The 24,795-nt window shown below is 74.1% G+C and carries 18 protein-coding genes; 11 read left to right on the forward strand and 7 right to left on the reverse strand.

Annotated features, from left to right (window positions below):
• Window positions 1-18 precede the first annotated feature (18 nt).
• Together O7606_RS04475 and O7606_RS04480 are read left to right on the forward strand one after the other, a co-directional pair.
• On the forward strand, window positions 19-762 hold the full coding sequence (locus O7606_RS04475; protein ID WP_281597743.1) for a DUF4386 family protein: 744 nt from the start codon (window positions 19-21) through the stop codon (window positions 760-762).
• Entirely contained in the window at window positions 755-2,128 is a 1,374-nt protein-coding gene (locus O7606_RS04480) for a cytochrome P450 (protein WP_281597744.1), read from the forward strand. The genes O7606_RS04475 and O7606_RS04480 overlap by 8 nt, the downstream gene beginning before the upstream one ends.
• 62 nt (window positions 2,129-2,190) lie before the next feature.
• Here the strand turns inward: O7606_RS04480 and O7606_RS04485 are convergent, their stop codons facing one another.
• Window positions 2,191-2,811 carry an L-threonylcarbamoyladenylate synthase gene (locus tag O7606_RS04485; protein ID WP_281597745.1) on the reverse strand — a complete coding sequence of 207 codons (621 nt, stop codon included), beginning with the start codon at window positions 2,809-2,811 and terminating at the stop codon, window positions 2,191-2,193.
• Between the two features lie 188 nt (window positions 2,812-2,999).
• Between O7606_RS04485 and O7606_RS04490 the strand changes: the two genes are divergently transcribed.
• The 7 genes from O7606_RS04490 to O7606_RS04520 all read left to right on the forward strand — a co-directional run bounded on the left by O7606_RS04490 (window position 3,000) and on the right by O7606_RS04520 (window position 11,271).
• The gene (locus tag O7606_RS04490; RefSeq protein ID WP_281597746.1) at window positions 3,000-4,538 is read left to right on the forward strand and encodes an ABC transporter substrate-binding protein; all 1,539 of its coding nucleotides are present in this window, start codon (window positions 3,000-3,002) and stop codon (window positions 4,536-4,538) included.
• A gap of 12 nt (window positions 4,539-4,550) precedes the next feature.
• Window positions 4,551-5,495: an ABC transporter permease gene (locus tag O7606_RS04495; protein WP_281597747.1), complete on the forward strand. Its 945-nt coding sequence runs from the start codon at window positions 4,551-4,553 to the stop codon at window positions 5,493-5,495.
• Window positions 5,492-6,370: an ABC transporter permease gene (locus O7606_RS04500; protein ID WP_281597748.1), complete on the forward strand. Its 879-nt coding sequence runs from the start codon at window positions 5,492-5,494 to the stop codon at window positions 6,368-6,370. The genes O7606_RS04495 and O7606_RS04500 overlap by 4 nt, the downstream gene beginning before the upstream one ends.
• Window positions 6,367-7,449 (forward strand): ABC transporter ATP-binding protein, encoded by a 1,083-nt coding sequence (locus O7606_RS04505; protein ID WP_281597750.1) that lies wholly within the window; start codon window positions 6,367-6,369, stop codon window positions 7,447-7,449. The genes O7606_RS04500 and O7606_RS04505 overlap by 4 nt, the downstream gene beginning before the upstream one ends.
• Complete coding sequence (locus O7606_RS04510; RefSeq protein WP_281597752.1) at window positions 7,446-8,432, forward strand: oligopeptide/dipeptide ABC transporter ATP-binding protein; 987 nt, start codon at window positions 7,446-7,448, stop codon at window positions 8,430-8,432. The genes O7606_RS04505 and O7606_RS04510 overlap by 4 nt, the downstream gene beginning before the upstream one ends.
• A gap of 323 nt (window positions 8,433-8,755) precedes the next feature.
• Window positions 8,756-9,424, forward strand: a complete 669-nt coding sequence (locus O7606_RS04515; RefSeq protein WP_281597753.1) for a sigma-70 family RNA polymerase sigma factor — start codon at window positions 8,756-8,758, stop codon at window positions 9,422-9,424.
• Window positions 9,421-11,271: a M48 family metallopeptidase gene (locus O7606_RS04520; protein ID WP_281597754.1), complete on the forward strand. Its 1,851-nt coding sequence runs from the start codon at window positions 9,421-9,423 to the stop codon at window positions 11,269-11,271. The genes O7606_RS04515 and O7606_RS04520 overlap by 4 nt, the downstream gene beginning before the upstream one ends.
• Before the next feature lie 11 nt (window positions 11,272-11,282).
• Here the strand turns inward: O7606_RS04520 and O7606_RS04525 are convergent, their stop codons facing one another.
• The 6 genes from O7606_RS04525 to O7606_RS04550 all read right to left on the reverse strand — a co-directional run bounded on the left by O7606_RS04525 (window position 11,283) and on the right by O7606_RS04550 (window position 20,212).
• Window positions 11,283-12,242, reverse strand: a complete 960-nt coding sequence (locus O7606_RS04525) for an N-acetylmuramoyl-L-alanine amidase (protein WP_281597755.1) — start codon at window positions 12,240-12,242, stop codon at window positions 11,283-11,285.
• Complete coding sequence (locus O7606_RS04530) at window positions 12,242-12,394, reverse strand: hypothetical protein (protein ID WP_281597756.1); 153 nt, start codon at window positions 12,392-12,394, stop codon at window positions 12,242-12,244. The genes O7606_RS04525 and O7606_RS04530 overlap by 1 nt, the downstream gene beginning before the upstream one ends.
• Window positions 12,395-12,575: 181 nt before the next feature.
• Window positions 12,576-13,643, reverse strand: coding sequence for a LacI family DNA-binding transcriptional regulator (locus O7606_RS04535; protein WP_281597757.1), 1,068 nt, complete (start codon window positions 13,641-13,643; stop codon window positions 12,576-12,578).
• The gene (locus O7606_RS04540; RefSeq protein WP_281597758.1) at window positions 13,624-16,104 is read right to left on the reverse strand and encodes a glycoside hydrolase family 3 C-terminal domain-containing protein; all 2,481 of its coding nucleotides are present in this window, start codon (window positions 16,102-16,104) and stop codon (window positions 13,624-13,626) included. Before O7606_RS04540 ends, O7606_RS04535 begins: the two co-directional genes overlap by 20 nt.
• 247 nt (window positions 16,105-16,351) lie before the next feature.
• A complete protein-coding gene (locus tag O7606_RS04545; RefSeq protein WP_281597759.1) occupies window positions 16,352-17,578 on the reverse strand; it encodes an ROK family transcriptional regulator in 1,227 nt (408 codons plus the stop codon).
• Window positions 17,579-17,872: 294 nt separating this feature from the next.
• Window positions 17,873-20,212, reverse strand: coding sequence for a TIM-barrel domain-containing protein (locus tag O7606_RS04550; protein WP_281597760.1), 2,340 nt, complete (start codon window positions 20,210-20,212; stop codon window positions 17,873-17,875).
• A 163-nt stretch (window positions 20,213-20,375) separates the two neighbouring features.
• Here O7606_RS04550 and O7606_RS04555 point away from each other — a divergent pair, with 163 nt between their 5' ends.
• Both O7606_RS04555 and O7606_RS04560 read left to right on the forward strand, forming a co-directional pair.
• Entirely contained in the window at window positions 20,376-22,400 is a 2,025-nt protein-coding gene (locus tag O7606_RS04555; protein WP_281597762.1) for a beta-galactosidase, read from the forward strand.
• Window positions 22,393-24,732, forward strand: a complete 2,340-nt coding sequence (locus O7606_RS04560; RefSeq protein WP_281597763.1) for a glycoside hydrolase family 95 protein — start codon at window positions 22,393-22,395, stop codon at window positions 24,730-24,732. Before O7606_RS04555 ends, O7606_RS04560 begins: the two co-directional genes overlap by 8 nt.
• Window positions 24,733-24,795: the final 63 nt, after the last annotated feature.

A 24,795-nucleotide genomic window follows, 5' to 3' on the forward strand; every position in this document is an offset into this window, starting at 1 on the left:
CGCGAGGAGATGTCCGGCATGGACGACAACCGGCTGAACAGACTCGGCGGCACGTGCGCGATCCTGGTGGGGGTCTCCTACCTGGTGGTGACCGCCTGCTTCGTGCTCGACCCGACGCAGCTCATCCACGACGACAAGCACCGGCTGTGGACCGGGCTGGCCGAGAACGGCACCCCCCGGGTGCTCTACTACTGGGCCTACGCCCTCGGCGCGATCTTCGCGTTCGGGGCGATCCCCGCCATCGCCGACCTGGTCCGCGACAGGCACGAGGGCTGGGTGCGCTGGACCACCGGCCTGGCGTACCTCTCCTTCGGGGTGACCGCGGTCGAGACGTTCCGGCTGGTGACCGCCACCCCGCTGTGGGCGACCGAGTACGCGCGCGGCGACGAGACGGTGCGCACCGCGATCGTCACCACCGACCTGCTGCTGCGCCTGGACCCGGCCACCTGGCTGCGGTTCGGCGCGCTCGGGCCGTTCTTCCTGGTGGTGAGCGTGCTGGCCCGGCGGCACGGGCTGCTGAGCCGGCCGTTGACGTACGTCGGGATGGCGTTGGGCGTGCTGACCAGCACGGCCGCGCTCGGGGTGGCCCTGGGGGTCGGGCCGCTGGTGCTGGTCTCGGCGATCCTCGGCGGCGCGGTGGCCGCGCCGCTGTGGTTCATCTGGATCGGGGTGGTCCTGCGTCGGGGCGTGCCCCGGCCGGTCGGTCCTGTTCGGGAGCCGGCGCTGGCCGGCGGCGGCGTGAAGGAGACGGACAATGGCTGACCGGCACCCACCGGGGCCGAAGGGCGTTCCGGTGCTCGGCAACCTGCCCGACCTGGGCCGGGGCATGGTCGAGTTCATGACGGAGGCGGCCACGTACGGCGACATCGCCTCGTTCACCATCGGGCCGACCCGCAACTACCTGATCAGCAGCCCGGAGCACATCCACGACATCCTGGTGACGCGTCGGGACAAGTTCACCAAGGACCCGCACGACCTGCGGACGCTGGGCCGCTGGATGGGCCGGGGGCTGCTCACCAGCGACGGCACGCACCACCGCCGGCAGCGCAAGCTGGTACAGCCGGCGTTCCGGCACCGCCGGATGACCGGGTACGGCGAGATCGCGGTGGACAGCTCGTTGCGTCAGATCGAGCGGTGGCGGCCGGGCGAGGTGCACGACATGCACCACGAGATGATGAAGCTGACCCTGAACGTGGTGTCCCGGTCGATGTTCGGCAGCGGCGTCCCCGACGAGGAGGCGCTACGGGTCCAGCGGGCGGTGGCCGGCCTGCAGGACGTCGCCATCAACATCAGCAAGTTCGGCATGCTGGTGTCGCCGTGGCTGCTGCTGCCCATGCACCAGCTCCTCAAGCGGGGCACCCGGGTGCTCGACCGGGCGGTCATGCGGATCATCGCCGAGCGGCGGGCGGCCGGCGACGAGGACCGGGGTGACCTGCTGTCGATGTTGATGCTGGCGCAGGACGAGGACGACGGCAGCGGCATGACCGACCAGCAGGTGCGCGACGAGACGGTGACCATCTTCGTGGCCGGTCAGGAGACCACCGCCAACGGGTTGACCTGGGCCTGGTACCTGCTGTCGCAGAACCCGGAGGTCGCCGGGAAGCTTGGCGCGGAGCTGGACGAGGTGCTGGGGGACCGGCCCCCGACGGCCGAGGACCTGCCCCGACTGCGGTACACCGGGATGGTGTTCAAGGAGGCGTTGCGGTTCTGCCCGCCGGCCTGGACGCTGAACAAGCGGACCCCGGTGGAGGACGTCGAGCTGGGCGGCTACCGGATCCGTCGGGGCAGCGGGATCTTCATCATGCCGTACGTGATGCACCACCTGGAGCGGTACTACCCGGAGCCGGAACGCTTCGACCCGGAGCGGTTCGCCCCCGAGCGGGAGGCGCAACTGCCCCGGTACGCGTTCATGCCGTTCGGGGGCGGCGAGCGGATGTGCGTCGGGGCCGGCTTCGCCGAGATGGAGGCGAAGCTGATCCTGGCGACCCTGGCGCAGCGGTTCCGGTTCACCCTGGAACCGGACCAGAAGGTCGCGTTGAAGCCGCTGGTCACCCTGGCCCCGAAGTACGGCCTGCGGATGCGGCTGTCCGAGCGCGCCCCCGCGGCGCACGGGAAGGCGACCGTCTGACCGGCCTCACCCGGACCAGGGGCGCCCGCCCGGCCGTCGACGCGCCGGGCGGGCCCCGGGGGTCACTCGAAGCGGGACGGGTCCCCGGCGCCGCGCCGGAGGATCTCGGCCTCGCCCTGGGAGAAGTCGATCACGGTGGTCGGCTCGGTGCCGCACTCACCGGAGTCGACGACCGCGTCGATGGCGTGGTCGAGCGTCTCCTTGATCTCCCAGCCCTGGGTCATCGGCTCGGTCTCGCCGGGCAGCAGCAGGGTGCTGGAGACCAGTGGCTCGCCGAGCTCGGTGAGGACGGCCTGGGCGACGGCGTGCCGGGGGATCCGGACGCCCACCGTACGGCGCTTCGGGTGCAGCAGCCGGCGCGGCACCTCCCTGGTGGCCGGCAGGATGAAGGTGTAGCTGCCCGGGGTGGCCGCCTTGATCGAGCGGAACAGCGCGTTGTTGATCTGCACGAGCTGACCGAGCTGCGCGAAGTCCCGGCAGACCAGGGTGAAGTGGTGATCGTCGCCGAGGTGCCGGATCTGCCGGATCCGGTCGATGCCGTCCTTGTTGCCGAGTTGGCAGCCCAGCGCGAAGCACGAGTCGGTCGGGTAGGCGATCAGCCCTCCGTCGCGGACGATCCCGACCACCTGGCCGATGCTGCGCGGTTGCGGGTTGTCCGGGTGCACGTCGAAGTACTTCGCCATTCCTCGAAGCATAGGACGGTCCGGGGGACCGGCCGCCAGCAGCCTCGATCCGCCGAGGGCGGGCGCGTGGGGCGGGTATTCTCCACCGGGCTCCGGCGCTTCGCAATTTGAAGGGATTTGTTGACATCGTCCTTTTCACCGACCAGACTCGCAAAAATAATTCGCTGTCGAGCAGTCTGGGGAGGACCGTGTCCAGGACCAGATCGACCGTGGTCGCCGCCGCGCTCGCGCTCGCCCTCACGGCGGCCGGTTGCACCGCCGGGGAGAGCGTCGACGTGGACGGGGCCGGCTCCGGCGGGGACGCCGCCGGCGGAGTCCTCCAGGCCGCCATCGGCGGCGAGCCGGACCAGCTCGACCCGCACCGCACGTCGGCCTACCACAGCTTCCAGGTGTTGGAGAACGTCTACGACACCCTGGTCGAGCCGGACGAGAACCTGCAGATGCAGCCGTCCCTGGCCACGAAGTGGACCACCAGCGCCGACCAGCTCACCTGGACCTTCACCCTCCGCGACGACGTGCGCTTCTCCGACGACTCGCCGCTGACCTCGGAGGACGTGGTCTACTCGTACCAGCGGATCATCGACGGGAAGCTCAACGCGTCGTACCGGTTCGCCACCGTCAAGTCGGTGACCGCGCCCGACCCGACCACCGTGGTCGTCACGCTGACCGCGCCCACCCCCAACCTGCTGGCCAACCTCGGCGGCTTCAAGGGCGTGGCGATCGTGGAGAAGAGCAACGTCGAATCCGGCGCGATCACCACCAGACCGGTCGGCAGCGGCCCCTTCCAGGTGGCCAACTACGCCTCCGGCGACCGGATCGAGCTGACCCGTAACAAGAACTGGTGGGGCGGCGAGCCGAAGCTCGACGGCGTCACCTTCACGTTCGTCAAGGACCCGACGGTGGCCCTGCAGAACCTGCGCGGCGGCCAGGCGCACTGGACGGACAACCTGCCGCCCCAGCAGGTGCCCGCGCTCGCCGACGGCGACGAGCTGACCGTCGAGACGACCCCGTCCAGCGACTACTGGTACGTCGCGCTCAACCAGGCCCGCAAGCCGTACGACAACGTGGCGGTGCGGCGGGCGATCGGCTTCGCGCTGGACCGGGAGGCGATCACCAAGGGGGCGAAGTTCGGGCTGGCCACTGTCAACCAGACCGCCATCCCGAAGGCCAGCGCCTTCCACTACGACTACGCGCCGTACTCGCACGACCCGGAGCAGGCCCGGCGGCTGCTCGGCGAGGCCGGCGTGAGCGGGCTGACCATGGACCTGATGGTCACCAGCGAGTACCCGGAGACCGTCTCCGCCGCGCAGGTGATCGCCGCCCAGCTCAAGGACGTCGGCGTCACCGTGAAGATCCGTACCCTCGACTTCGCCCAGTGGCTCGACGAGCAGGGCAAGGGCAACTTCGACGCGTTCATGCTCGGCTGGCTCGGCAACATCGACCCGGACGAGTTCTACTACGCCCAGCACCACAGCGACGGGACCTTCAACTTCCACAAGTACCGCAACCCGGCCGTCGACCAGCTCCTGGACCAGGCCCGGACCCAGACCGACCAGGGCGCCCGCAAACGCCTCTACGATCAGGCGGCCAAGCAGATCGTGGACGAGGCCAGCTACCTCTACCTGTACAACCCGGACGTGGCGCAGGGCTGGACGAAGGAGGTCTCCGGCTACCGGGTCCGCGCCGACCGGGCGATCCGGTTCCGCGACGTCGCCCTCGCCCGCTGACCGGGAACAGGGATGTTCCGTTTCGTCGTCCGACGGCTGCTCCAGTCGGTGATCGTGCTGCTCGGGGTGACCCTGGTGGTGTTCCTGCTGCTGCAACTCGTCCCCGGCGACCCGGTCCGGGTGGCGCTCGGCACCCGCTTCGACCCGCAGACGTACGAGGCGCTGCGGTCCCGCGCCGGGCTGGACCAGCCGTTGGCGACCCAGTACCTCAACTACGTCGGGCGGGCGCTCACCGGTGATCTCGGGGTGAGCTTCCGCAGTGGACAGCCGGTCACCACGATCGTCCTGGACCGGCTGCCGGCGACCCTGTCGCTGGCCGGCACGGCGATCGTCTTCGCGGTGCTGCTGGCCGTGCCGCTCGGGGTGCTGGCCGGGGTGCGCAGCGGCACCGCCGTCGACCACGCCGTCCGGGTGTTCAGCCAGTTCGGGGTCTCGGTGCCGGACTTCTGGATGGGGATCATGGGGATCCTCCTCTTCGCCGGGGTGCTCGGCTGGCTGCCGCCGTCGGGGTACGTGGCGCTGACCGAGGACCCGGCGCGGTGGGCGTCGCACGTGCTGCTCCCGGCCGTCACGGTGGGTCTGGTCACCGCCTCGATCCTCACCCGGTTCATCCGCTCCTCGGTGCTGGAGGCGCTCGCCGAGGACTACGTGCGCACCGCCGAGGCGAAGGGGCTGCGTCCCCGGGTGGTGGTGCTACGGCACGTGCTGCGCAATGCGCTCATCCCGGTGGTCACGGTGGTGGCGGTGCAACTGGCGAGCCTGCTCGGTGGGGTGATCGTGATCGAGGTGCTGTTCGCCTGGCCCGGGATCGGCCGGCTCACCTACGACGCCGTCCAGGCCCGTGACTATCCGGTGCTGCAGGGCGCGATCCTGCTGGTGGCGGCGCTGTTCCTGCTGGTCAACCTGCTGGTCGACATCCTGTACGCCCGGCTCGACCCGCGGATCACGGCCCGATGAGCACGGCGGGCGGCGGATTCCGCCGGGCGCTGTCCGCGCTGCGGCACGACCCGCCGGCGGTGGTCGGCGCCCTGGTGCTGCTGGTGCTGGCCGTGGTGGGCGCCGCCGGGCCGTGGCTCGCCCCGGACGGCGTCAACGACGTGGACCCGGACCGGATGCTCCAGGCCCCGAGCTGGTCACACCCGTTCGGCACCGACGAGCTGGGCCGGGACGTGCTCAGCCGGGTGTTGGTGGCCGCCCGGGTGTCGCTGCAGGTGGGCTTGGTCAGCGTGGGCATCGCGCTGGCCGTCGGGGTCACCCTGGGGCTGCTCGCCGGCTGGTACCGGGGCTGGCTGGACAACATCCTGATGCGGGCCATGGACGTGCTGTTCGCGTTCCCCGTGCTGTTGCTCGCGGTGGCCATCGTGGCCGTCCTCGGGCCCGGCCTGCGCACCGCCATGATCGCGGTGGGGGTGGTCTACACGCCGATCTTCGCGCGGGTCACCCGGGCCAGCGTGCTGTCCGTACGGGAGCAGGTCTTCGTCCGGGCGGCCGTCTCGATCGGCACGTCGGACCTGCGCATCCTGCGTCGACACGTGCTGCCCAACGTCGCCGCGCCGTTGATCGTGCAGACGTCCCTGTCGCTGGCGTTCGCCATCCTCTCCGAGGCGGCGCTGTCCTTCCTCGGGCTCGGCATCCAGCCGCCCGACCCGGCCTGGGGGCGGATGCTCTACGACGGGCGCGGGTTCGTCACCGAGGCGTGGTGGCTCGGGTTCTTCCCCGGCGCGGCGATCTTCCTCACCGTGCTCGCGTTCAACCTGGTCGGGGACGCGCTGCGGGACGTCCTCGACCCTCGTCAGCTCACCGTCAGCGAGGCGAGGAGGAACCCGGCGTGAGCGAGACGCCTGTGCTGTCCGTCGAGGATCTCGCCGTGACCATCGGCACCCGGCGGGGCGTGGCCCGCCCGGTCGCCGGCGTCGACTGGTCGGTGCGGCCGGGCCAGACTCTAGCGCTGGTCGGCGAGTCGGGCAGCGGCAAGAGCATGAGCGTGCTCGCCGCCACCGGGCTGGCCCCACGCCCGGCCCGGGTCACCGGCCGGGTCCGGCTGCTCGGCGAGGACTTCACCACGCTCTCCGCGGACCGGCGTCGGCGGCTGCGCGGGCGGCACGTCGGGTTCGTCTTCCAGGACCCGATGACCTCCCTGAACCCGGTGCTGACCGTGGGCCGGCAGGTCGCCGAGGCGTGCGAGGAGCACCTCGGGATGACCCGCCGGGCGGCGCACGCCCGGGCCGTCGAGCTGCTCGACACGGTCGGCATCCCCTCGCCGGGGCAGCGGGTCGCCGCGTACCCGCACGAGTTCTCCGGCGGCATGCGGCAGCGGGTGGTGATCGCCATGGCGCTGGCCTGCGAGCCGGACCTGCTGATCGCCGACGAGCCGACCACCGCGCTCGACGTGACCACCCAGGCGCAGATCCTCGATCTGGTGGCCGGTCTGCGGGAGCGGCTCGGCACCGCAGTCGTCTGGATCACCCACGACCTCGGGGTGGTCGCCGGCATCGCGGACACCGTGGCGGTGATGTACGGCGGGCGGATCGTCGAGCACGGCCCGGTCGACGGGGTGTTCGTCGAGCCGGCGCACCCGTACACGACGGCGTTGCTGGCCGCCCGACCCGACCCGACCGCCGGGCGGGGTGACCTGGTGGCGATCCCGGGCGCTCCACCGAGCCCGTTCGACCTGCCGCCGGGTTGCGCGTTCTGGTCGCGTTGCCCGGTCCGGGGCGACGCCCGCTGCGAGCGGGAGCTGCCCCCACTCACCCCGGTCTCCGCCGACCACCTGGTCCGCGCCTTCTACCCGGGTACGTCCGGCCGCCCACCGGGCACGTCGGACGGATCATCAGGTACGGCGGACGACGCGTCGGGTACGGCCGGCGCGTCGGACGGCGTTGTCGGCACGTCGGATCGGGAGGGGCCGTGACGGAGGACGTCGTCGCCGAGCTCGACGACCTGAAGGTGCACTTCCCGTCGCCGGCCGGTCCGGTCCGGGCCGTGGACGGGGTGTCGCTGCGCGTCCGCCGGGGCGAGACGCTGGGGCTGGTCGGCGAGTCCGGCAGCGGCAAGACCACCGTCGGCCTGGCGTTGCTGCGGTTGGTCAGACCCACCTCCGGGCAGGTCCGGGTGGTCGGCCAGGACGTCACCAAGAGCTCCCGGCGGGCGCTGCGCGGGCTGCGGCACCAGGTGGCGATGGTGTTCCAGGACCCGCAGGCCTCCCTCGACCCGCGGTTGACCGTCGGGGCCAGCGTCGCCGAACCCCTGGTGGTGCACCGGCTCGCGGCCCGTGGCGGGCAGCGGCGGACCCGGGTCGCGGAGCTGCTGGACCTGGTCGGGCTGAACCCGGACCTGGCCGACCGGCACCCGCACGAGCTGTCCGGCGGGCAGCGGCAGCGGGTCGGCATCGCGCGGGCCCTGGCCGGGGAGCCCGACCTGATCGTGTTGGACGAGCCGATCGCCTCCCTCGACCTGAGCGTGCAGGCGCAGATCATGAACCTGCTGCGCCGCCTCCAGCGGGAGCTCGGGTTGACCTACCTGTTCATCTCGCACGACCTCGCGGCCGTGGAGCATCTCAGCGACCGGGTCGCCGTGATGTACCTGGGTCGGATCGTGGAGACCGGCCCGCCCGCGCGGATCTACCAGGCGCCGGCCCACCCGTACACGGCGGCGCTGCTGTCGGCGGTGCCGGTGGCCGATCCCCGGGCGGAACGGCGGCGGCGGCGGATCATCCTGCGCGGCGAGGTGCCCAGCCCGGTCGCGCCGCCGAGCGGGTGCCGCTTCCGGACCCGCTGCCCGAGCGCCCGCCCGGCCTGCGCCGAGACCGACCCGCCGACGGCGCAGGTGACGCCCGGTCAGGAGGCTGCGTGCCTGTTCGCCGGGGACGCCGTCCGGGAGTTGCGCGCCGGCTGACCCGGCCGGTCGTCGGCCGGAAAAGAAATCGGCGTCGGCGGTGAAGAAAATCGCCCCCTGCGGGCTCTACCTGTCGTACGGCGGAGCCGGTGACACAGGGAGAGCGAGGGAGTCGATGGGCGCGGCGACGGTGCTGGTGGAGTTGGCCACCGGCGTGGTGGGTCTGCTCGTGGTCGTGACACGGTTGACGATGGAGGCGGCGGACTGGTGGTCCGGCCGTCGTCGGGTGGGTGTCGAGGATCCGACAACCGGATCGGGTCGCCTCGGACATGCTGGACGGGGACGCTCCGCTGTGGAGCACGCCGGCGCGTGGGAGGACGACGGTGCCTGACTATGCCGACTTCGACGACTTCGTGGTCCGTACCCGGTCGACGACGCTGGCCCGGGCGGTGCTGTACTGCGGTCGCCGGGCCGACGCCGAGGACGCGGTGCAGGAGGCCTACCTGGCGGCGTATCTGCGCTGGCCGGAGCTGCGTGAGCCGCGCGCCTGGGTGGAGACGACGGTGAGACGACGGTTCGCCCGGGACGCGGGACGCTGGCGCCTGCGGTGGCAGCGCTCCGAACTGGAGGTGCCGGCCCCGGCCGGATCCACGCCGGAGGAGGAGGCCGCCGCGGTCGGCGTGCTGCGGACCGTCGCGTTGCTGCCGCCCCGGCAGCGCCAGGTGCTCGTCATGGTGTGCCTGGAAGGGCTGAGCTACCGGCAGGTGGCCGAGGAGGTGGGGATCAGCGTGGGTGCGGTCGGCGCGAACCTGGCCAAGGCCCGGGAGAAGCTGACCGTCCTGCTCGGGCTCACCCCGACGACACGGGACGCCGGCGATCCGCTGGTCGCGGCCGTGCTGGCCCGGACCGGCCCGGGAAGCGGATTCGACGACGACCCGTTGACGGTGGCGCTACGGCGGGCCGAGCAGTGGCTGGCCCGTGGCTTCGACGCGGACCAGGGGTCGTTGCGCCGGCTGCGCGCCGCCCTGTTCCGCGAGGAGGGCGACCGGTGATCGCCGGGCTGCGCGCGCTGCTCGCGTTGGCGTTGCTGGCCGGCGTCTACCTGCTCACCGCGGCGGTGGTCCTGCTCTGGGCCGGCTTCGCGGTGGCGGCGGTCTGGGCGACGGGCGACCGGCATGGCGGCCCGCAGTTCAACACGACGCCCCTGCTGGTGGTGGCGGCGACCGCTGTCCCGGTGGCGCTGGCCGTGCGGGAGCTGGCCCGGGCCAGCCGCCCGGCCGGCGCCCGCCCGGACTCCCGGCTGCTGCCGAGGAACCAGGCCCCTGAGTTGTGGCGGCTGGTCGAGGAGCTGGCCAGGCAGGTAGGCACCGCGCCGCCGACGGAGATCCGGCTCGTCGACGAGGCCAACGCGTCGGTCACCGACGACTTCTGGCTGTTCGCGGTCACCCCGGCCCGGCGACGGCTCTACCTCGGCGTGCCGCTGCTGGTCGGGTTGGCCCCGGACGAGCTACGGGCGGTGCTCGCCCACGAACTCGGCCACTACGCGGGACGCCACGCGTGGTTCACCGAGCCGGCCCATCGCAGCCATGCCGCGCTGGTCATGGCCCGTGAACGGATCCGCGGGGCGATGGTCGCCAACCGTCTGATCCAGCTGTACGCGGGGCTGCTCCTGCTGACCTTCGCCGTCAGCGCCGCCCTCGCGTACCGCCTTGTGCGGCCGGTGCGGCAGCGCCAGGAGCTGGAGGCCGACCGGATCGCCGCCCGGGTGGCCGGCGCGGCGGCGCTGGCCGACGGGCTGCGGTCCGTGCCGGCGATCGGGGCGACCTGGGCCCGGTTCCAGCAGGAGATCGTCGAACCGGTGCGCCGAGGCACCGGCCGGGTGCCCGACGACCCGTACCGGGCCTTCGCGGCTCTGCTCGACGATCCGGCGTACCGGCCGGAGCTCTCGGCGTTGCGGATCGCGGCCGAGAGCCTGCCGGCCGACGGGTTCCACCCCGGCGTGCGGCGGCGGCTCGACCTGCTGGCCACCTTGACGTCCGGGGCTCCGCCGCCGCCCGCGCCGGACCTGGCCACGTCGTGGCGCGGGGGCACGACGCGGCGGGTCGTGTCGCGGCCGGGCCGCCGGCAGCCCTGGCCGCAGTGGCTGGCCACGGCCGCCGCGTACCGCGCCGACCGGGAGGTGGCCGAGCTGGCCCGGGCGCTCCGGCCGGAGGGCGGCCCGCTGACCGTCGAGGACGTGCTGACCCGGCTCGAGGCGGGGCGGGTGGACCTGCTCGCCGCCCGGCTCGACCCGGACCCGTACGCCGGTCACGCCCGGCTGGTGGAGACGGTCACCGCGACACTCGGCGCCGCCCTGGTCCGGCAGGGGCACGGCCACTGGACGACCGGATGGTTCGGCCCCAGCCGCCTCACCGGCGCGCCCGTCGACCACGACGACCTCGCCGTCTGGGCGGCCGGAGCCGTCGACGACCCGGCCGAGGCGTCCCGGCTGCGGACCCGGTTGGTCGTCCACGACGTCGACCCGGCGGGCCTGGTGACCGACCCGCCACCGGTGGCAGCCGCGCCGCGGACGTTGACCATCCCGGCCGAGGTGGACGAGGCGACCGGCCAGACCCACCGGAACATCGCCTGGGCCTCGCTGACCGTGCTGATCGGGCTGGTCACGATGGCCTTCCTCTACTGGCTCAACGACGAGCCGGCGTCGCCGCCGTACCGGCTGCCACCGGCGGCCACACCGGGGTGGACCGAGCCACCCGGGCAGTTCGGCCGGTATCCGGTGACGCCGGCCGTGCCCGTTCCTCCGGCGTGGCCGCCGCTGGCCTCCCGGCCGCCCCTACCGACGTTTCCGCTGCTGCCGACCGGACCGCCCGAGGGGGTGCGGGTGCTGCCGATCCGGTAGCCGTGCCCGGGTCAGATCCGGGTGAGCCGGATCGCGTCCGCGACGACCAGCCCCGCGCCGGTGGTCCAGCGGCTGACCCCGACCCGGTTGGCGTCGCCGGCCGGCAGGGTGAACGTGCCGAGGGCGCGCCACTGGCCGCCGCCGGTGCGTTGGTCGACGTAGACCGTCCGGTTGCCGGTGGTGGTGGCCACGATGTACGGGGCGGAGCTGTTGTAGCCGGAGTTGGCCGGCCACCAGGCGTCCACCCGGTAGCTCGCGGTCGCCGGGACGTTGACCCGGTACCAGGCCACGTCGCTGACCTGGGCGGGGTCGGCGTACCGGTAGTCGGCGCCGTACCGCTGACCGGAGTACGTCGAGATGCCCCAGTTGCTGCTGGCGGTGAGCCGACCGGCGGTGGAGTTGTCCACCACGGTGCTCCAGGCGCCGCCCGACATCCGGGCCGCGACGTCGGCGCGCATCACGTTCAGGTCGATGAAGGAGGGGTCGATCTTGCCGGTGGTGCTGGTCTCCCGGTGGCCCCGCGCGTGGCTGGCGTCCCGGCCGAGGCGGGTGAGCACGGCGGCGGTGGCGGCGATCGACGCGTTGTACTGCGCCGCCGTCATTTCCTGGCTCACCCCGTTGTAGTCGATCTCCCACCCGATCATCAGGGTGTTGCCGTCCCCGGCGGGGATCGGTCCGCTGCCGCCGCTGACGCCGGCGTGGTTGCAGCGGCCGGCGGAGATGAGGTGGAAGACGCCGTGGTAGTCGACCAGGGCCTGACAGAGCGGGCCGGCCAGGTCGGGGCGGCCGTTGATGCAGATGTTCAACGCGGGGTGGGGGTTGCTGGCGCTGGAGGTGGCGGCGGTGTGGTGCCAGAGCACCCCGATCGGGTTGAAGTCGCCGGGCCGCATCCGGTTCAGCCAGTCGCCTTCCTCCTTGACCTGTACGCCGGCCGAGCGCAGCACGTCCGCGAGCCAGGGGACGGTGGCCATCAGGACTCCTCGATCAGATCGGCCAGGCACTCCACGCGGGTGGCGGCGCGGGCCGGGGCGGGCTTGGCGACGACGGTGAAGGCGGCGGCCACGAGGGCCGGGATGCCGAGCAGGCCTCGGCGGCGCAGACGGATGGATCGGGAGGGGGACACGGCGCTCCTTCAGGGGTGACAAGAGGGGACCGCCAGGTCTACGACCAGGTTGATCGGCACGCTATATCCTCACGACCGTCTATGTCGATAGTCTTCGACGGTCAATGTCGAGATGAAATTTTGCGCCACTTCTCCCGGGTGGCGGGTAAGCGTCGACCCGGTCGTGCCCCCGGTCCGACACTCACCCGTGGCCCGGCCCGACGGGCGCGGTGCTGCTCCGTACGGTCAGGTACGGCTCGAGCAGGGTGGCCTCCGGCACCGGCTCCCCGGCGAGCTTGCGCATCAGCAGCGACACCGCCTGCCGGCCGGTCTCCTCGGCCGGCACCGGCACCGAGGTCAGCGCGGCCCGCTCGGCGAACTGGTCCGGGCAGATCGCCACCACCGAGACGTCCTGCGGCACCCGGCGGCCGAGCGTCGGCAGCGCGGCCAGCACGGGGCCCACCGCGGCCTCGTTCTGCACCACCAGCCCGGTCAGGTCCGGCTGCCGGGCCAGCAGGTCGGCCAGGACGTCCCGGACGGCGGCGGCCTCCTCCGGGCAGGGCGACGTCTCGGCGGCCACCCCGAGCCGGGCCGCGGCGTCGACGAACCCGGCCCTGGTCCGGTGCGCGAACCCGGTGCCCCGGTCGTAGACGGCGACCGGCGCGCCGAGCAGGGCGACCCGCCGGTGCCCGAGCCCGGCGAGATGCTCGACGCAGACCCGCCCGGCCCGGTGGAAGTCCAGGTCCACGCAGGTCAGCCCGGCCGGGTCGGCGGGAAAGCCGATCAACACGCTGGGCCGGGCCAGGTCGCGCAGCAACGGCACCCGGATGTCGTGCATCTCGACGTCCATCAACACGATCCCGTCGACCATCGCGCTGGCCGCGATCCGGCGCAGCCCGGCCGGGCCCTCGTCGGCGGTGAGCAGCAGCACGTCGTGGTCGAACCGCCGGGCCGTGGTGACCACGGCGGTGGCGAACTGCATGAGCACCGGCACCTGCGCCCCGGTGCGCAGCGGCAGCACCAGCGCGATCACGTTGGCCCGACGGCTGGCCAGCGCCCGCGCCCCGGCGTTCGGGTGGTAGTCCAGCAGCCGGATGCTGGCCAGCACCCGGTCGCGGGTGGCCGCGGAGATCGTCCGCTTGCCGCTGAGCACGTACGACACGGTGCTGACCGCGACCCCGGCGTGCCGGGCCACGTCGGCGATGGTGACCAGGTCCGCCGACTTCACCGGACGGGAGTCGGCGGCCCGGTCACCGGGTGACGCCGGCATCGAGCGGCTCCCGGTCCGGCTGCCGCTCGGCGGGCCCGTCCGCCACCGAGAGCAGACCGACCAGCCGGATGTCGGTGGCCGAGCGCCCCACCAGCACGCTGTGCCGGGCCTGCTCCACCACGTACCGGTCGTGGGTGGAGTCCCAGTACGCCAGGTCGGCGACCCGCAGCCGCAGCTCGACCACCCGGCGCTCGCCCGGGGCCAGCGCGACGCGGGCGAAGGTCCGCAACTGCCGCAGCGGCTGCTTGACCCGGGACCGCCGCTGCCGGGTGTAGAGCTGGACGACCTCCTCGCCCGGCCGGTCGCCGCCGTTGGTCACCGTCACGCTCACCACGACCTCCTCGTCGGCGGTCACCGAGGCCGCGCTCAACCGGAGGTCAGCGTAGTCGAAGCGGGTGTAGCCGAGCCCGTGTCCGAACGGGTAGAGCGGGTCGCCCCGGTGGTAGAGGTAGGTGGTGTCGTTGTCGATCACGTCGTAGTCGAGCAGGTCGGGCAGGTCGGCGGCGTCCCGGTACCAGGTCTGCGGCAGCCGTCCGCCCGGCTCGGCGTCGCCGCGCAGCACGTCGGCGAGCGCCGCGCCGTACTCCTGGCCGCCGTGCGCCGACCAGAGCACCGCCGGCAGGTGCTCGTCGGCCCAGCCGATCGCGTACGGGTAGCTGCTGGTCAGCACCAGCACGGTACGCGGGTTGGCGGCGTACGCCGCGGCCAGCAGCCGCTGCTGCCCGGCCGGCAGGGCCAGGTCGACCCGGTCCTCGGTCTCCCGTCCGTTGACCATCGGGTGGTTGCCGAGCACGACCACCACCACGTCGGCGGCGGCGGCCCGGGCGGCGGCCTCGACCGCCCCGTCGACGAGCAGCTCGACCCGGAACGCGGTGGCCGTGGCGGCGTCCACGGCGTCGGCGCGCAGCGCCCCGTCGGTGCCGACCGTGACGTAGCGGTCGCTGGCGACGTGGCGCAGCAGCACGGTGCCGGCCGGGCCGGGGCGGGTCCGGAAGGTCTCCCGTACCACCCACTCGCCCGGTCCGGGGCGGTCGTTGACCAGGGTGCCCTGCTCGTCGGCGCGTACGTGCCGGCCGTTGGCGGCCGACCGCAGCGCCAGCAGGTCCGCGCCCCAGTCGAACAGATCCAGGTGGCAGTCGTCGTCGACGGCGTCGGTGAGGGTGAGCGCGGCGCCGTCGGGGTCGGCGGCGCAGCGGACGTACCGGTCGCCGACCCGCAACGCGATCCGGTCCACCCCCTCGTGGGTGTCGACCGCGGAGTAGTGCCGGGCCAACCCGTCGTACGGGGTCACCGCGTACGGCAGGGCGCCGCTGTACCAGTCGGTGAGCAGCGTGTCGGCCAGCGGGCCGAGCACGCTCAGCCGCAGCCCCGGGTCGGCGGGCAGGGGAAGCAGGCCCTCGTTGCGCAGCAGCACGATCGACTGTCTGGCGGCCCGGCGGGCCAGGTCCCGGTGCGCCGGGCAGTTGACGACCTCGGGCCGCGTGCCGGCGTACGGGTCCTCGTCGGGCGGGTCCAGCTCGCCCAGCCGGGCCCGGACGGTGAGGATCCGCCGGACCGCGGTGTCCACGTCGGACTCGGTGACCAGCCCCCGGCGCAGCGCCTCGGTGAGCCGTTGCACGGTCGGCGCGCTGTCCGCGTCGTCCTCGGTGAAGTTGTCGACGCCGGCGCGCAGCGCGGCGGCGAAGCCCTGCACGTGGTCGGGCAGGTACGCCTGGCTGCCGGCGATGTTGGTCACCGCGCCGGCGTCGCCGACCACCATCACCTCGCCCGGGGCGTACCGGCGCAGCTCTTCGTCGATCAGTGGGCTCAGGTGCGCCGGCACCCCGTTGACCAGGTTGTACGAGGCCATCACGGCGACCGCCGCGTCGGCGGCGAGCGGGGCGCGGAAGGCGGGCAGCTCGTACTCGTGCAGCACCCGGGGCGGCAGGTTGCTGGAGGTGGTGTCCCGGCGGGTCTCGTTGTTGTAGCCGAGGAAGTGCTTGAGCGTCGGCGCGGTGCGCAGCCGCCACGGGTGGTCGCCGCGCAGCCCCCGGGCGTACGCGGTGGCCAGCTCGCCGGTCAGCCACGGGTCCTCGGCGAAGCCTTCCTCGTTGCGTCCCCAGCGCGGGTCGCGCAGCGGGTTGACCACCGGGGCCCAGACGTTGAGGCCGACCCGCTGCGGGTCGGCGTGGTGCATCGCGCGGACCTCGTCGCCGACGGCCGTGCCCACCGCGCGCAGCAGCTCCGGGTGCCAGGTGCTGCCGAGCCCGACGGCCTGGGGGAAGACCGTCGCCGGGCCGAGCCACGCCACCCCGTGCAGCGCCTCGGTGCCGGTCCGGAACGACCGCAGCCCGAGCCGGGGGACCGCGGCCTGGTGCTGGTGCAGCAGACCGATCTTCTCGGCGAGGGTCAGCCGGCGCAGCAGGTCCTCGACGCGGGCGCCGTGCGGGTGGCCGGTGGCGTGCGCGGTGCTGTCGTTCATCGTCGTTCCGTTACCTTTCCTGGCTAGCCGGGTCGGACCGGGCTGTCGAAGCGCTTCGACGAGCGGCCGGTCCCCGGGCACGCGGCATCGGGGGTGAGAGGTGTCCGTCGGCCCGGTCAGCGCGAAGCGCTTCGACGGCACGTCCAAGTGACCCGCCTCTGTTGCCCACGTGTTACGAGGCGGCTGTCTGAGGCTTGCACCAGCGCCATGTCCCGGTCAAGGGGTGGCGGGCGTCGATTCGGCAGGGTCAGCCGGCGGCGGCGGTGGTGGCGGGCAGCCGCCCGGCCTCGATGCCGGCCAGGGACGCGGTCGCGCCACCGAGAGCCGCCGCCTCGGCGCCCAGCGCGGAGGCGTCCAGGCGGCAGCCGCCGGCGTCCGGGGCGAGGGTGCGTTGGGTCAGCTCGGCCCGCGCGGCGGGCAGCAGCCAGGGCGCGAGCGCCGCGAAGTGACCACCGACCAGGACGGCCTCGGGGTTGAGCAGGTCGGCCAGGACGGCGACCCCGTGCCCGAGGTGCCGGCCGAGCTCGGTCAGGCCGGTCAGGGTGGGGCGGTCGTCGGCGCGGGCCAGCGCCCGGATCCGGTCGATCTCCGGGGCGAAGTCGGTGACCGCGCCGTCGGCCTCGGCGTCGGGCAGCAGCCGGCGCACCACCGCCGGCAGTCCGACCAGGGCCTCCAGGCAGCCGCGCCGGCCACACCGGCAGGTCGGGCCGGCCGGGTCCAGGGTCAGGTGCCCGAGCTCGCCGGCGAACCCCCGCCCGCCGCGCAGCAACCGGCCGTCGACCAGCACGCCCGCGCCGATGCCGGCCCCGCCGGTCAGATGGACGATGTTCGCCGCGCCGGAACGGCCACCGTGCCGCTGCTCGGCCAGGACGGCCAGGTTCGCCTCGTTCTCCACGGTGACCGGGAAGCCCGGCTCGCGCAGCGCGGCCCGCAGCTCGGCGGTGAACGGCACGTCCCGCCACCCCAGCGCGGCGGCCAGCGGCACCGTGCCGGCGGTGTCGACCAGGCCGGGAACGCCGACGGTGAGCCCCAGGGCGGCGCGGCCCTGCGCGGTGACCCGGGCCAGGGCGCGGCGGGCCAGCTTCACCACGGCGGCGGTGGTGTCGGCGGGGGAGGCGCTCAGCGCCGGGAACGCGCGCCGCCAGGTCAGCAACCGGACGCCGGCGGGGTCCACCGCGACGACGACCAGCTCGTCGGCGCTGATCTGCATGCCCAGGGCCGCGTACGGCTCGCCGTCGAGGACCAGCATGGTGGCCGGTCGGCCGACCCGGTTCTCGGTCAGCCCGGTCTCCCGCAGCAGCCGGTGCTCGATCAGCTCGGCCACCAGGCTGGACACGGTGGCCTTGTTCAGCCCGGTGTGCGTGGCGATGTCCGCCCGCGAGCAGGGGGCGTGGGCCCGCACGTGCCGCAGCACCACGGCCCGGTTGGTCGCCCGGACGTCACTCAGGTCGGTCGGCTGCGGCCCGGTCTGCATCGTGATCAACGTTCTCCGCTTTCTGCGCCGACGTGCCCCGACGGGTGCTGTCGTGGCGGTGATCGCGTCTTCATCATGCCGCACCGACGCCGTCGGCCCGGAGTGGCGTGGCTGCCGGTGGTCGGGCGTCACCCGGCCCGCGTCCCGGCGGGCGTGGACGGTGGCGGTCGCGTCGAGCGACGCCTATTTGTTGGGTTATAAGACTAACTAATCCTAGCCGGGCCGGTCCGCTTGGCAACCCGCCCCGGCGCCCCGCCCGACCTGGTCGGGGCGCCGGACCGGAGCCGGCACGGCTCAGTCGAACAGCCCGCCGAAGGGCAGCGCCGGCACCGGCTCGCCGTTGAGCACCAGCCGGGTCGGCGGGGTGGCGTCGGCGACCGGGGCCAGCGCGACCCCGGCCAGCCGCAGCGGGCCGTCGCTGGTCACCCGGAGGGTGTCGCCGTCCCGGACCGCCTCCACGACGGTGTCGCCGTCCACGTCGCACACCACCGTCCGGCCGGTCACCCCACCCCAGCTCACCAGGGTGACCTCGGGGAACGGGCCGTCGGTGACCCGGTCGGCGGCCGGCCCGAGCGGCAGCAGCGCGCCGCGCCGGACGAACAGCGGCGCCCGGGACAGCGGCACGTCGACCGGGACGTGCCGGCCGCCGGCGTGTGTCTCGCCGGTGCCGGCGTCGATCCAGTCGTCGCCGTCGGGCAGGTAGACCGTGCGCCGGCCGGTCGGGTCGTACATCGGGGCGACCAGCAGGTCCGTGCCGAGTCGGTACTCCAGGTCCCGGGTCCAGGCGGTCGGGTCGTCCGGGGTGTCCACCAGCAGGGCCCGCATCATCGGCGCGCCGGTGCGGGCCGCCACCGCCGCCGCCGAGTAGAGGTACGGCAGCAGCCGGTAACGCAACCGCAGCGCGGCCACCGCGTCCCGCTCGGCCTCGGCCGGGAAGTCCCACGGCAGCCGGCTGGTGGTGCCGTGCAGTCGGACCAGTGGCGAGAGCGCCCCGAACTGGGTCCACCGGACGTACAGGTCCGGCTCGGGGGTGCCGTGGAAACCGCCGGTGTCGTGGCTCCAGAACGGGACGCCGGACAGCCCGTGTGACAGGCCGCCGCGCATCGTGCTGGCCAGCGCCGGCCAGGTGGCGTTGACGTCGCCGCTCCACTGGGCGCTGTGCCGCTGCCCGCCCAGGAACGACGAACGGGCCCAGACCGTGTCGTGCCCGGCGACCTCCCGGGTGACCGCCGACACCGCGTCGTTGAACAGCAACGAGTAGACGTTGTGCAGCTCGACGCCGGTCATCCCGTTGGCGGCCACCGCGTCCGCCGGCACCCCCTCGGCGAAGTCGGTCTTGAACACCGCCACGCCCTGCTCCAGCAGCGGCCGGAGCAGGTTGGTGAACCAGTCGGTGGCCGCCGGGTCGGTGAAGTCGACGATCGCGCTGGCCGCGTGGCTGCCGTGCCAGACGTCGGCGACGTACGGGTCCCCGTCGGGGCGGGTCAGGAAGAACCCGTTCCCGGCGGCCTCGGCGAACAGCGGGCTGTCCGCGGAGATGTACGGGTTGATCCAGAGGCAGACCCGGAAGCCCTGCCCGGCCAGGGTGGCCAGCATCCCGGCCGGGTCGGGGAACTGCTCGGCGTCCCACCGCATGTCCGACCAGTTGCCGTCGACCTGCCAGTAGCAGTCCAGGTGCAGCACGTCGCAGGGGATGCCGCGCTCCCGGATCCGGCGGGCCCGGTCCAGCACCTGCTGCTGGCTGTCCGGGTAGAACCCGGACGAGATCCACGAGCCGAACGCCCACTTCGGCGGCAGGTACGGCCGCCCGGTCAGGCTGTCGAACCGGTCCAGCACCTCGGCGGGCGTCGGGCCGGCCAGGACGTAGTAGTCGAGCACGTCGTCGGGGACCAGGATCTGCACGCTGCTGTGGGTGGACTGGCAGACGTCGAACTCGACCGGCAGGCCGCTGTCGACCAGCACCCCGTAGCCACGGTTGGACAGGTAGAACGGCACGCACTTGTGCGAGCGGTCCGACTCGCTGCCGAAGGCGTCGAAGTTCCACATCAGGGCCCGCTGCCCGCGCTTGTCCAGCGGGGTGAACTTCTCTCCGAAGCCGACGAAGCGCTCGTCGCCCGGGGCGACGAAGCTCTCGTGCCAGGCCACCGGCCGACCCTCGGCGCGGGACCGGCCGAAGGGGAGGGTGCGCCACCGGCCGCTGATGTCCTGGGTGCCGCCGTCCTGGGTGAGCAGCACCCGGCCGTCCGGGGTGAGGAAGCGCAGCCGCCACGGGTCGAGGCGGATCTCGGCGACCAGCGCGCCGACCTCGACCCGGACCCGGGTGGCGTCGACCTCGACCCGGGCGGGCCGGCTCTGCGGCGTGACCAGGGGCAGGATCCGGGCGGAACGGCTGCGGGCCTGCGGGTCCTCGGCGAGCCGGACCCGGATCACCCCGTCGCCGGCGGCCTCCACCCGGACGACCAGGGCGTCCCCGTCCGAGGTGGCGCCCTTGAGGGTGACCCCGTCGACGTCGGTGCCCACCACCTCGGCCCGGCCGACCACGGCGGGGCCGTCGTCGCCGGCCACCCGGACCGGCAGGTCGGGCGGGTCGGCCACGAAGGTCTCGAACGGAACCAGCGGCGGGCGGTACGGCATGGGTCTCTCCTCGGTTCCCGGATCGGCAACCCTCCTAGTTTCTTTGGATACCCAACAAAGTGTCAACGCGTCAAAACTCGATCAGTCGGGACGAAACGCGTTGACAGGCTCGGGTGGTGGTCATAATTTAGCTGCGTCCCAAACAAAAGCGAGGGGTGGCGGCATGCTGGTCGGCGGTCGGCTCTGCTACGGCGGCGACTACAACCCGGAGCAGTGGCCGGCGGAGGTCTGGCAGCAGGACGTCGAGCTGATGCGGCAGGCCGGCGTCACCCTGGTCACCGTGGGCGTGTTCGCCTGGTCCCGGCTCGAGCCAGCCCCCGGCCGCTACACCCTCGACTGGCTCGACCAGGTGCTCGACCTGCTGCACGACGGCGGCGTCCAGGTCGCGCTGGCCACCCCCACCGCGTCCCCGCCGCCCTGGTTCAGCCTGGCCCACCCCGGCGCCCTGCCGGTGACCGCCGACGGGGTCCGGCTGCACCACGGCAGCCGGGACACCTACTGCGCCGCCGCGCCCGCCTACCGGGCCGCCGCCCGCCGGATCACCGGCGTGCTCGCCGAGCGCTACGCCCGGCACCCCGCCGTCGCGCTGTGGCACGTGCACAACGAGTACGGCGCCACCTGCCACTGCCGGTACGCCGAGGCCGGCTTCCGCCGCTGGCTACGCGACCGCCACGGCGACCTGGACGCGCTCAACGACGCCTGGACCACCAGCTTCTGGAGCCAGCACTACTCCGACTGGGCGCAGGTCAGCACCCCCCGGGCCACCCAGTACCTGCCCAACCCCACCCAGACCCTCGACTTCCGCCGCTACTGGTCCGACGAGCTGCTGTCGGCGTACGCCGAGCAGCGGGACCTGCTGCGGGCGGCGAACCCGGCGGTGCCGGTCACCACCAACTACGTCCTCGGCGACTGGGTGCCGGTCGACCACGGCCGCTGGGCCACCGAGGTCGACCTGGTCGCCGTGGACCACTACCCGTCCGACGCCGGCCCGGCCGCCGAGGAGCAGACCGCGCTCGCCGCCGACCTGGCCCGGGGCTGGGCCCGCCACGGCGCGCCGCGCCGGGCCGGACCGACCGCCGACGGGCGCGCGGACGCCTGGCTGCTGATGGAGAGCGCCCCCAACCTCATCTACACCCCCGGCCGGATGCACACCCGCGAGCCCGGCCGGATGGCCCGGCACAGCCTGGCGCACGTGGCCCGGGGCTCCCGGGGCGCGATGTTCTTCCAGTGGCGGGCACCGCGGGGCGGAGCGGAGCTGTTCCACTCCGCCCTGGTGCCGCACGCCGGACCGGACAGCCGCGTCTTCCGGGAGGCCGTCGCGCTGGGCGGGATGCTCGACCGGATCGCCGAGGTCGACGCCGGCGCCGTCGAAGCGTCGGTCGCGATCGGCTGGGACGCCGCCAGCGGCTGGGCGTTGCAGCAGCGCGGCCTGCCGACCGACCGGCTGAGCCACCACGACGAGGTCGCCGCCACGCACCGGGCCCTGTGGCGGGCCGGCTACACCTGCGACCCCGTGCTGCCCGGCGACCCGTTGGACCGGTACGCGCTGCTCGTCCTGCCGGCCCTCTACCTCGCCTCCGACGCCACCGCCGGCTGGGTCCACGACTACGTCCACGGCGGCGGGCACCTGGTGGTCGGCTACCTCAGCGGAGTCGCCGACGAGCACGCCCGGATCCGTCTCGGCGGGTACCCCGGCGCGTTCCGCGACGTCCTCGGCGTCCGGGTCGAGGAGTTCCACCCGCTCGCCGACGACGACGAGATCCCGCTGACCGGCGGCGGGACGGGCCGGCTCTGGTCCGAGACGGTCCACCTGGCCGGGGCGGAACCGGTCCGCGCGTACGCCGCCGGGGCGCTCGCCGGCAGCCCGGCGGTCACCCGCCACCGGTACGGAGACGGCGTCGCCTGGTACGTCTCGACCCGCCCCGACGACACGACCCACCGGAGCCTGCTCACCGGGGCCGCCCTCGCCGCCGGCGCCCGACCGGCCTGCCCCGGCGCGCCGGACGGCGTGGAGGCGGTCCGCCGCCGTGGCCCCGGGGCGAGCTGGCTGTTCCTGCTCAACCACACCGACCGCGCGCAACGGGTGCCGGCCACCGGAACCGACCTGATCACCGGGGCGGTGGCGGAAACCGGGCTGACCCTCCCCGCCGGGCAGGTGGCGGTGGTCCGGGAACGCGCCGATGCCTGACCCGGCCGGGCCCCGGATCCACTTCGACCGGCCGGCGACCGGCTGGCAGGACGCCCTGCCGCTGGGCAACGGCCGGCTCGGCGCGATGGCCCACGGCGGGCCAGCCCGGCACCGCTTCGCCCTCAACGTCGACACCCTCTGGTCCGGCGGCCCCCGCGGCCACGGCGTCACCGACGGCCCGGCCACCCTCGCCGAGCTCCGCCACCTGCTGCTGGACGAGGGCGACCCGCTGGCCGCCGGGCTCGCCAGCCGACGCCTCCAGGGCCCGAACAGCCAGGCGTACCAGCCCCTCGGCGACCTGCTGATCGACCATCCCGGCCCGACGGTCGACGGCTGCCACCGGGAGCTCGACCTGGCCCGTGCCGTCGCCACCACCCGGCTCGGCTCCGGCCTGGTCGTCGAGGCGTTCTGCGCCGCCCCGGACGACGTCCTGGTGGTGCGGCTGCGCGCCGCCGACCCGCTCGACGTCACCGTCACCCTGCGCCACCCGCACCACGAGGGCTGGACCGACCGGCCCGACCCGACGACCGTCGCCGTCGGGGGCCGCGCCCCGGCGCACGTCCCCCCACCGCACCCCGACCGCGTCGACCCGGTCGTCTACCGTCCCGGCGAGGGCACCTGCTTCGGGTACGCCGTCCGGGCGCTCGCCGCCGGCGGCACGGTCACCGCGTACGGCGACGGCCTGCGGATCACCGGCGGCCGGGAGGCGACCCTGCTGGTGGCGGCCGAGACGGCGTACCAGGGATGGGACCGGGCGCCGCACGACGACCGACGGCGGCTGCGCGACGCGGTCGTCGCGACCCTGGACGCGGCGGCGGCCCTCGGCCCGACCCGGCTGGCCGCCCGGCACCAGGCCGACCACCGGGCGCTGTTCGACCGGGTCCACCTCGACCTGCCGACCGACCCGGCCGTCACGGCGCTGCCCACGGACCGGCGGCTCGCCCGCTTCCGCGCCGGGCACCCGGACCCGGGTCTGGCGGCGCTGCTGCTCGCCTACGGCCGGTACCTGCTGATCGCCTCGTCCCGGCCGGGCGCCCAGCCGGCCACCCTCCAGGGCGTCTGGTGCGACGCCATCCAACCCGCCTGGAGCAGCAACTGGACCACCAACGTCAACGTCGAGATGAACCACTGGGCGGCGGAGACCACCAACCTGCCCGAGTGCCACCGGCCCCTGCTCGACCTGGTCGGGGAGCTGGCCGTCGCCGGCGCGCGTACCGCCCGCGAGCTGTACGACTGCGCCGGCTGGACCACCCACCACAACGTCGACCTGTGGCGGACGACCTGGCCGGTGGGGGAGGGCCGGGACGACCCGTCCTGGGCGATGTGGCCGATGGGCGGGGTGTGGCTGACCCGGCACCTGGTCGAGCACGCCGACTTCGCCGGCGACGACGCTTTCCTGGTGGAACGGGCCTGGCCGCTGCTGCGCGGCGCGACCGCGTTCGTCCTGGACTTCCTCGTTCCGGGCCCGGCCGGGACGCTGGTGACCTGCCCGTCCACCTCGCCGGAGAACACTTACCGGGACCGGGTCGGCCGGGAGGTCACCGTCGACGTCATGACCACGATGGACATCTGGCTGGTGCGGGAGCTGTTCCGGGCCACCCTGCGCGCCGCCGACCGGGCCGGCCACGGCGACGACGAGGTCGTCCTGCGGATCCGCGCCGCCCGGGACCGGCTGCCCGCGCCGACCGTCGGCCCGGACGGCCGGCTGCTGGAATGGTCCACCCCGGTGACCGAGGTGGACCCGGGTCACCGGCACCTGTCGCACCTCTACGGGCTCTACCCGGGCAGCGAGATCGACCCGGTCGACACCCCCGACTGGGCGGCGGCGGCCCGCCGCTCCCTGCGGACCCGGCTGGACGCCGGCAGCGGCGGCACCGGCTGGAGCCGCGCCTGGACGATCGCGCTCTGGGCCCGGCTGGGCGACGGCGACGCGGCCGAGGCGGCCCTGCGCGAGCTGCTCACCCGGTACACCGCCGCGAACCTGCTCAACCTGCAACCACCGGCGACCTTCCAGATCGACGGCACCCTCGGCGCGACCGCCGCCGTCGCGGAGTTGCTGGTGCAGAGCCACCGGGACCGGTTGCGGCTGCTGCCCGCCCTGCCGTCCGCCTGGCCCGACGGGGCGGTACGCGGACTGCGCGCCCGTGGCCCGGTGCTGGTCGACCTCACCTGGCGGGCCGGCCGCCTGACCCGGGCCGTCCTCACCGCCCCCGAGGACCGCGCCGTCACCCTGGCCCTCCCGCCCGCAACGCCCGGCCCCACCACCGTCCACCTCCGTGCCGCCACCCCCCTCACCATCCGCTTCCCACCCCTGCCACCCGCGTCGATCTAGGGGAAATCGTCGTTGGTGGATCTCCGCGGACGGCGGTCTGCCTAGATCGACGCGTGGGGGAGG

It is taken from the genome of Micromonospora sp. WMMD882, from assembly GCF_027497255.1.
GTDB lineage: Bacteria > Actinomycetota > Actinomycetes > Mycobacteriales > Micromonosporaceae > Micromonospora.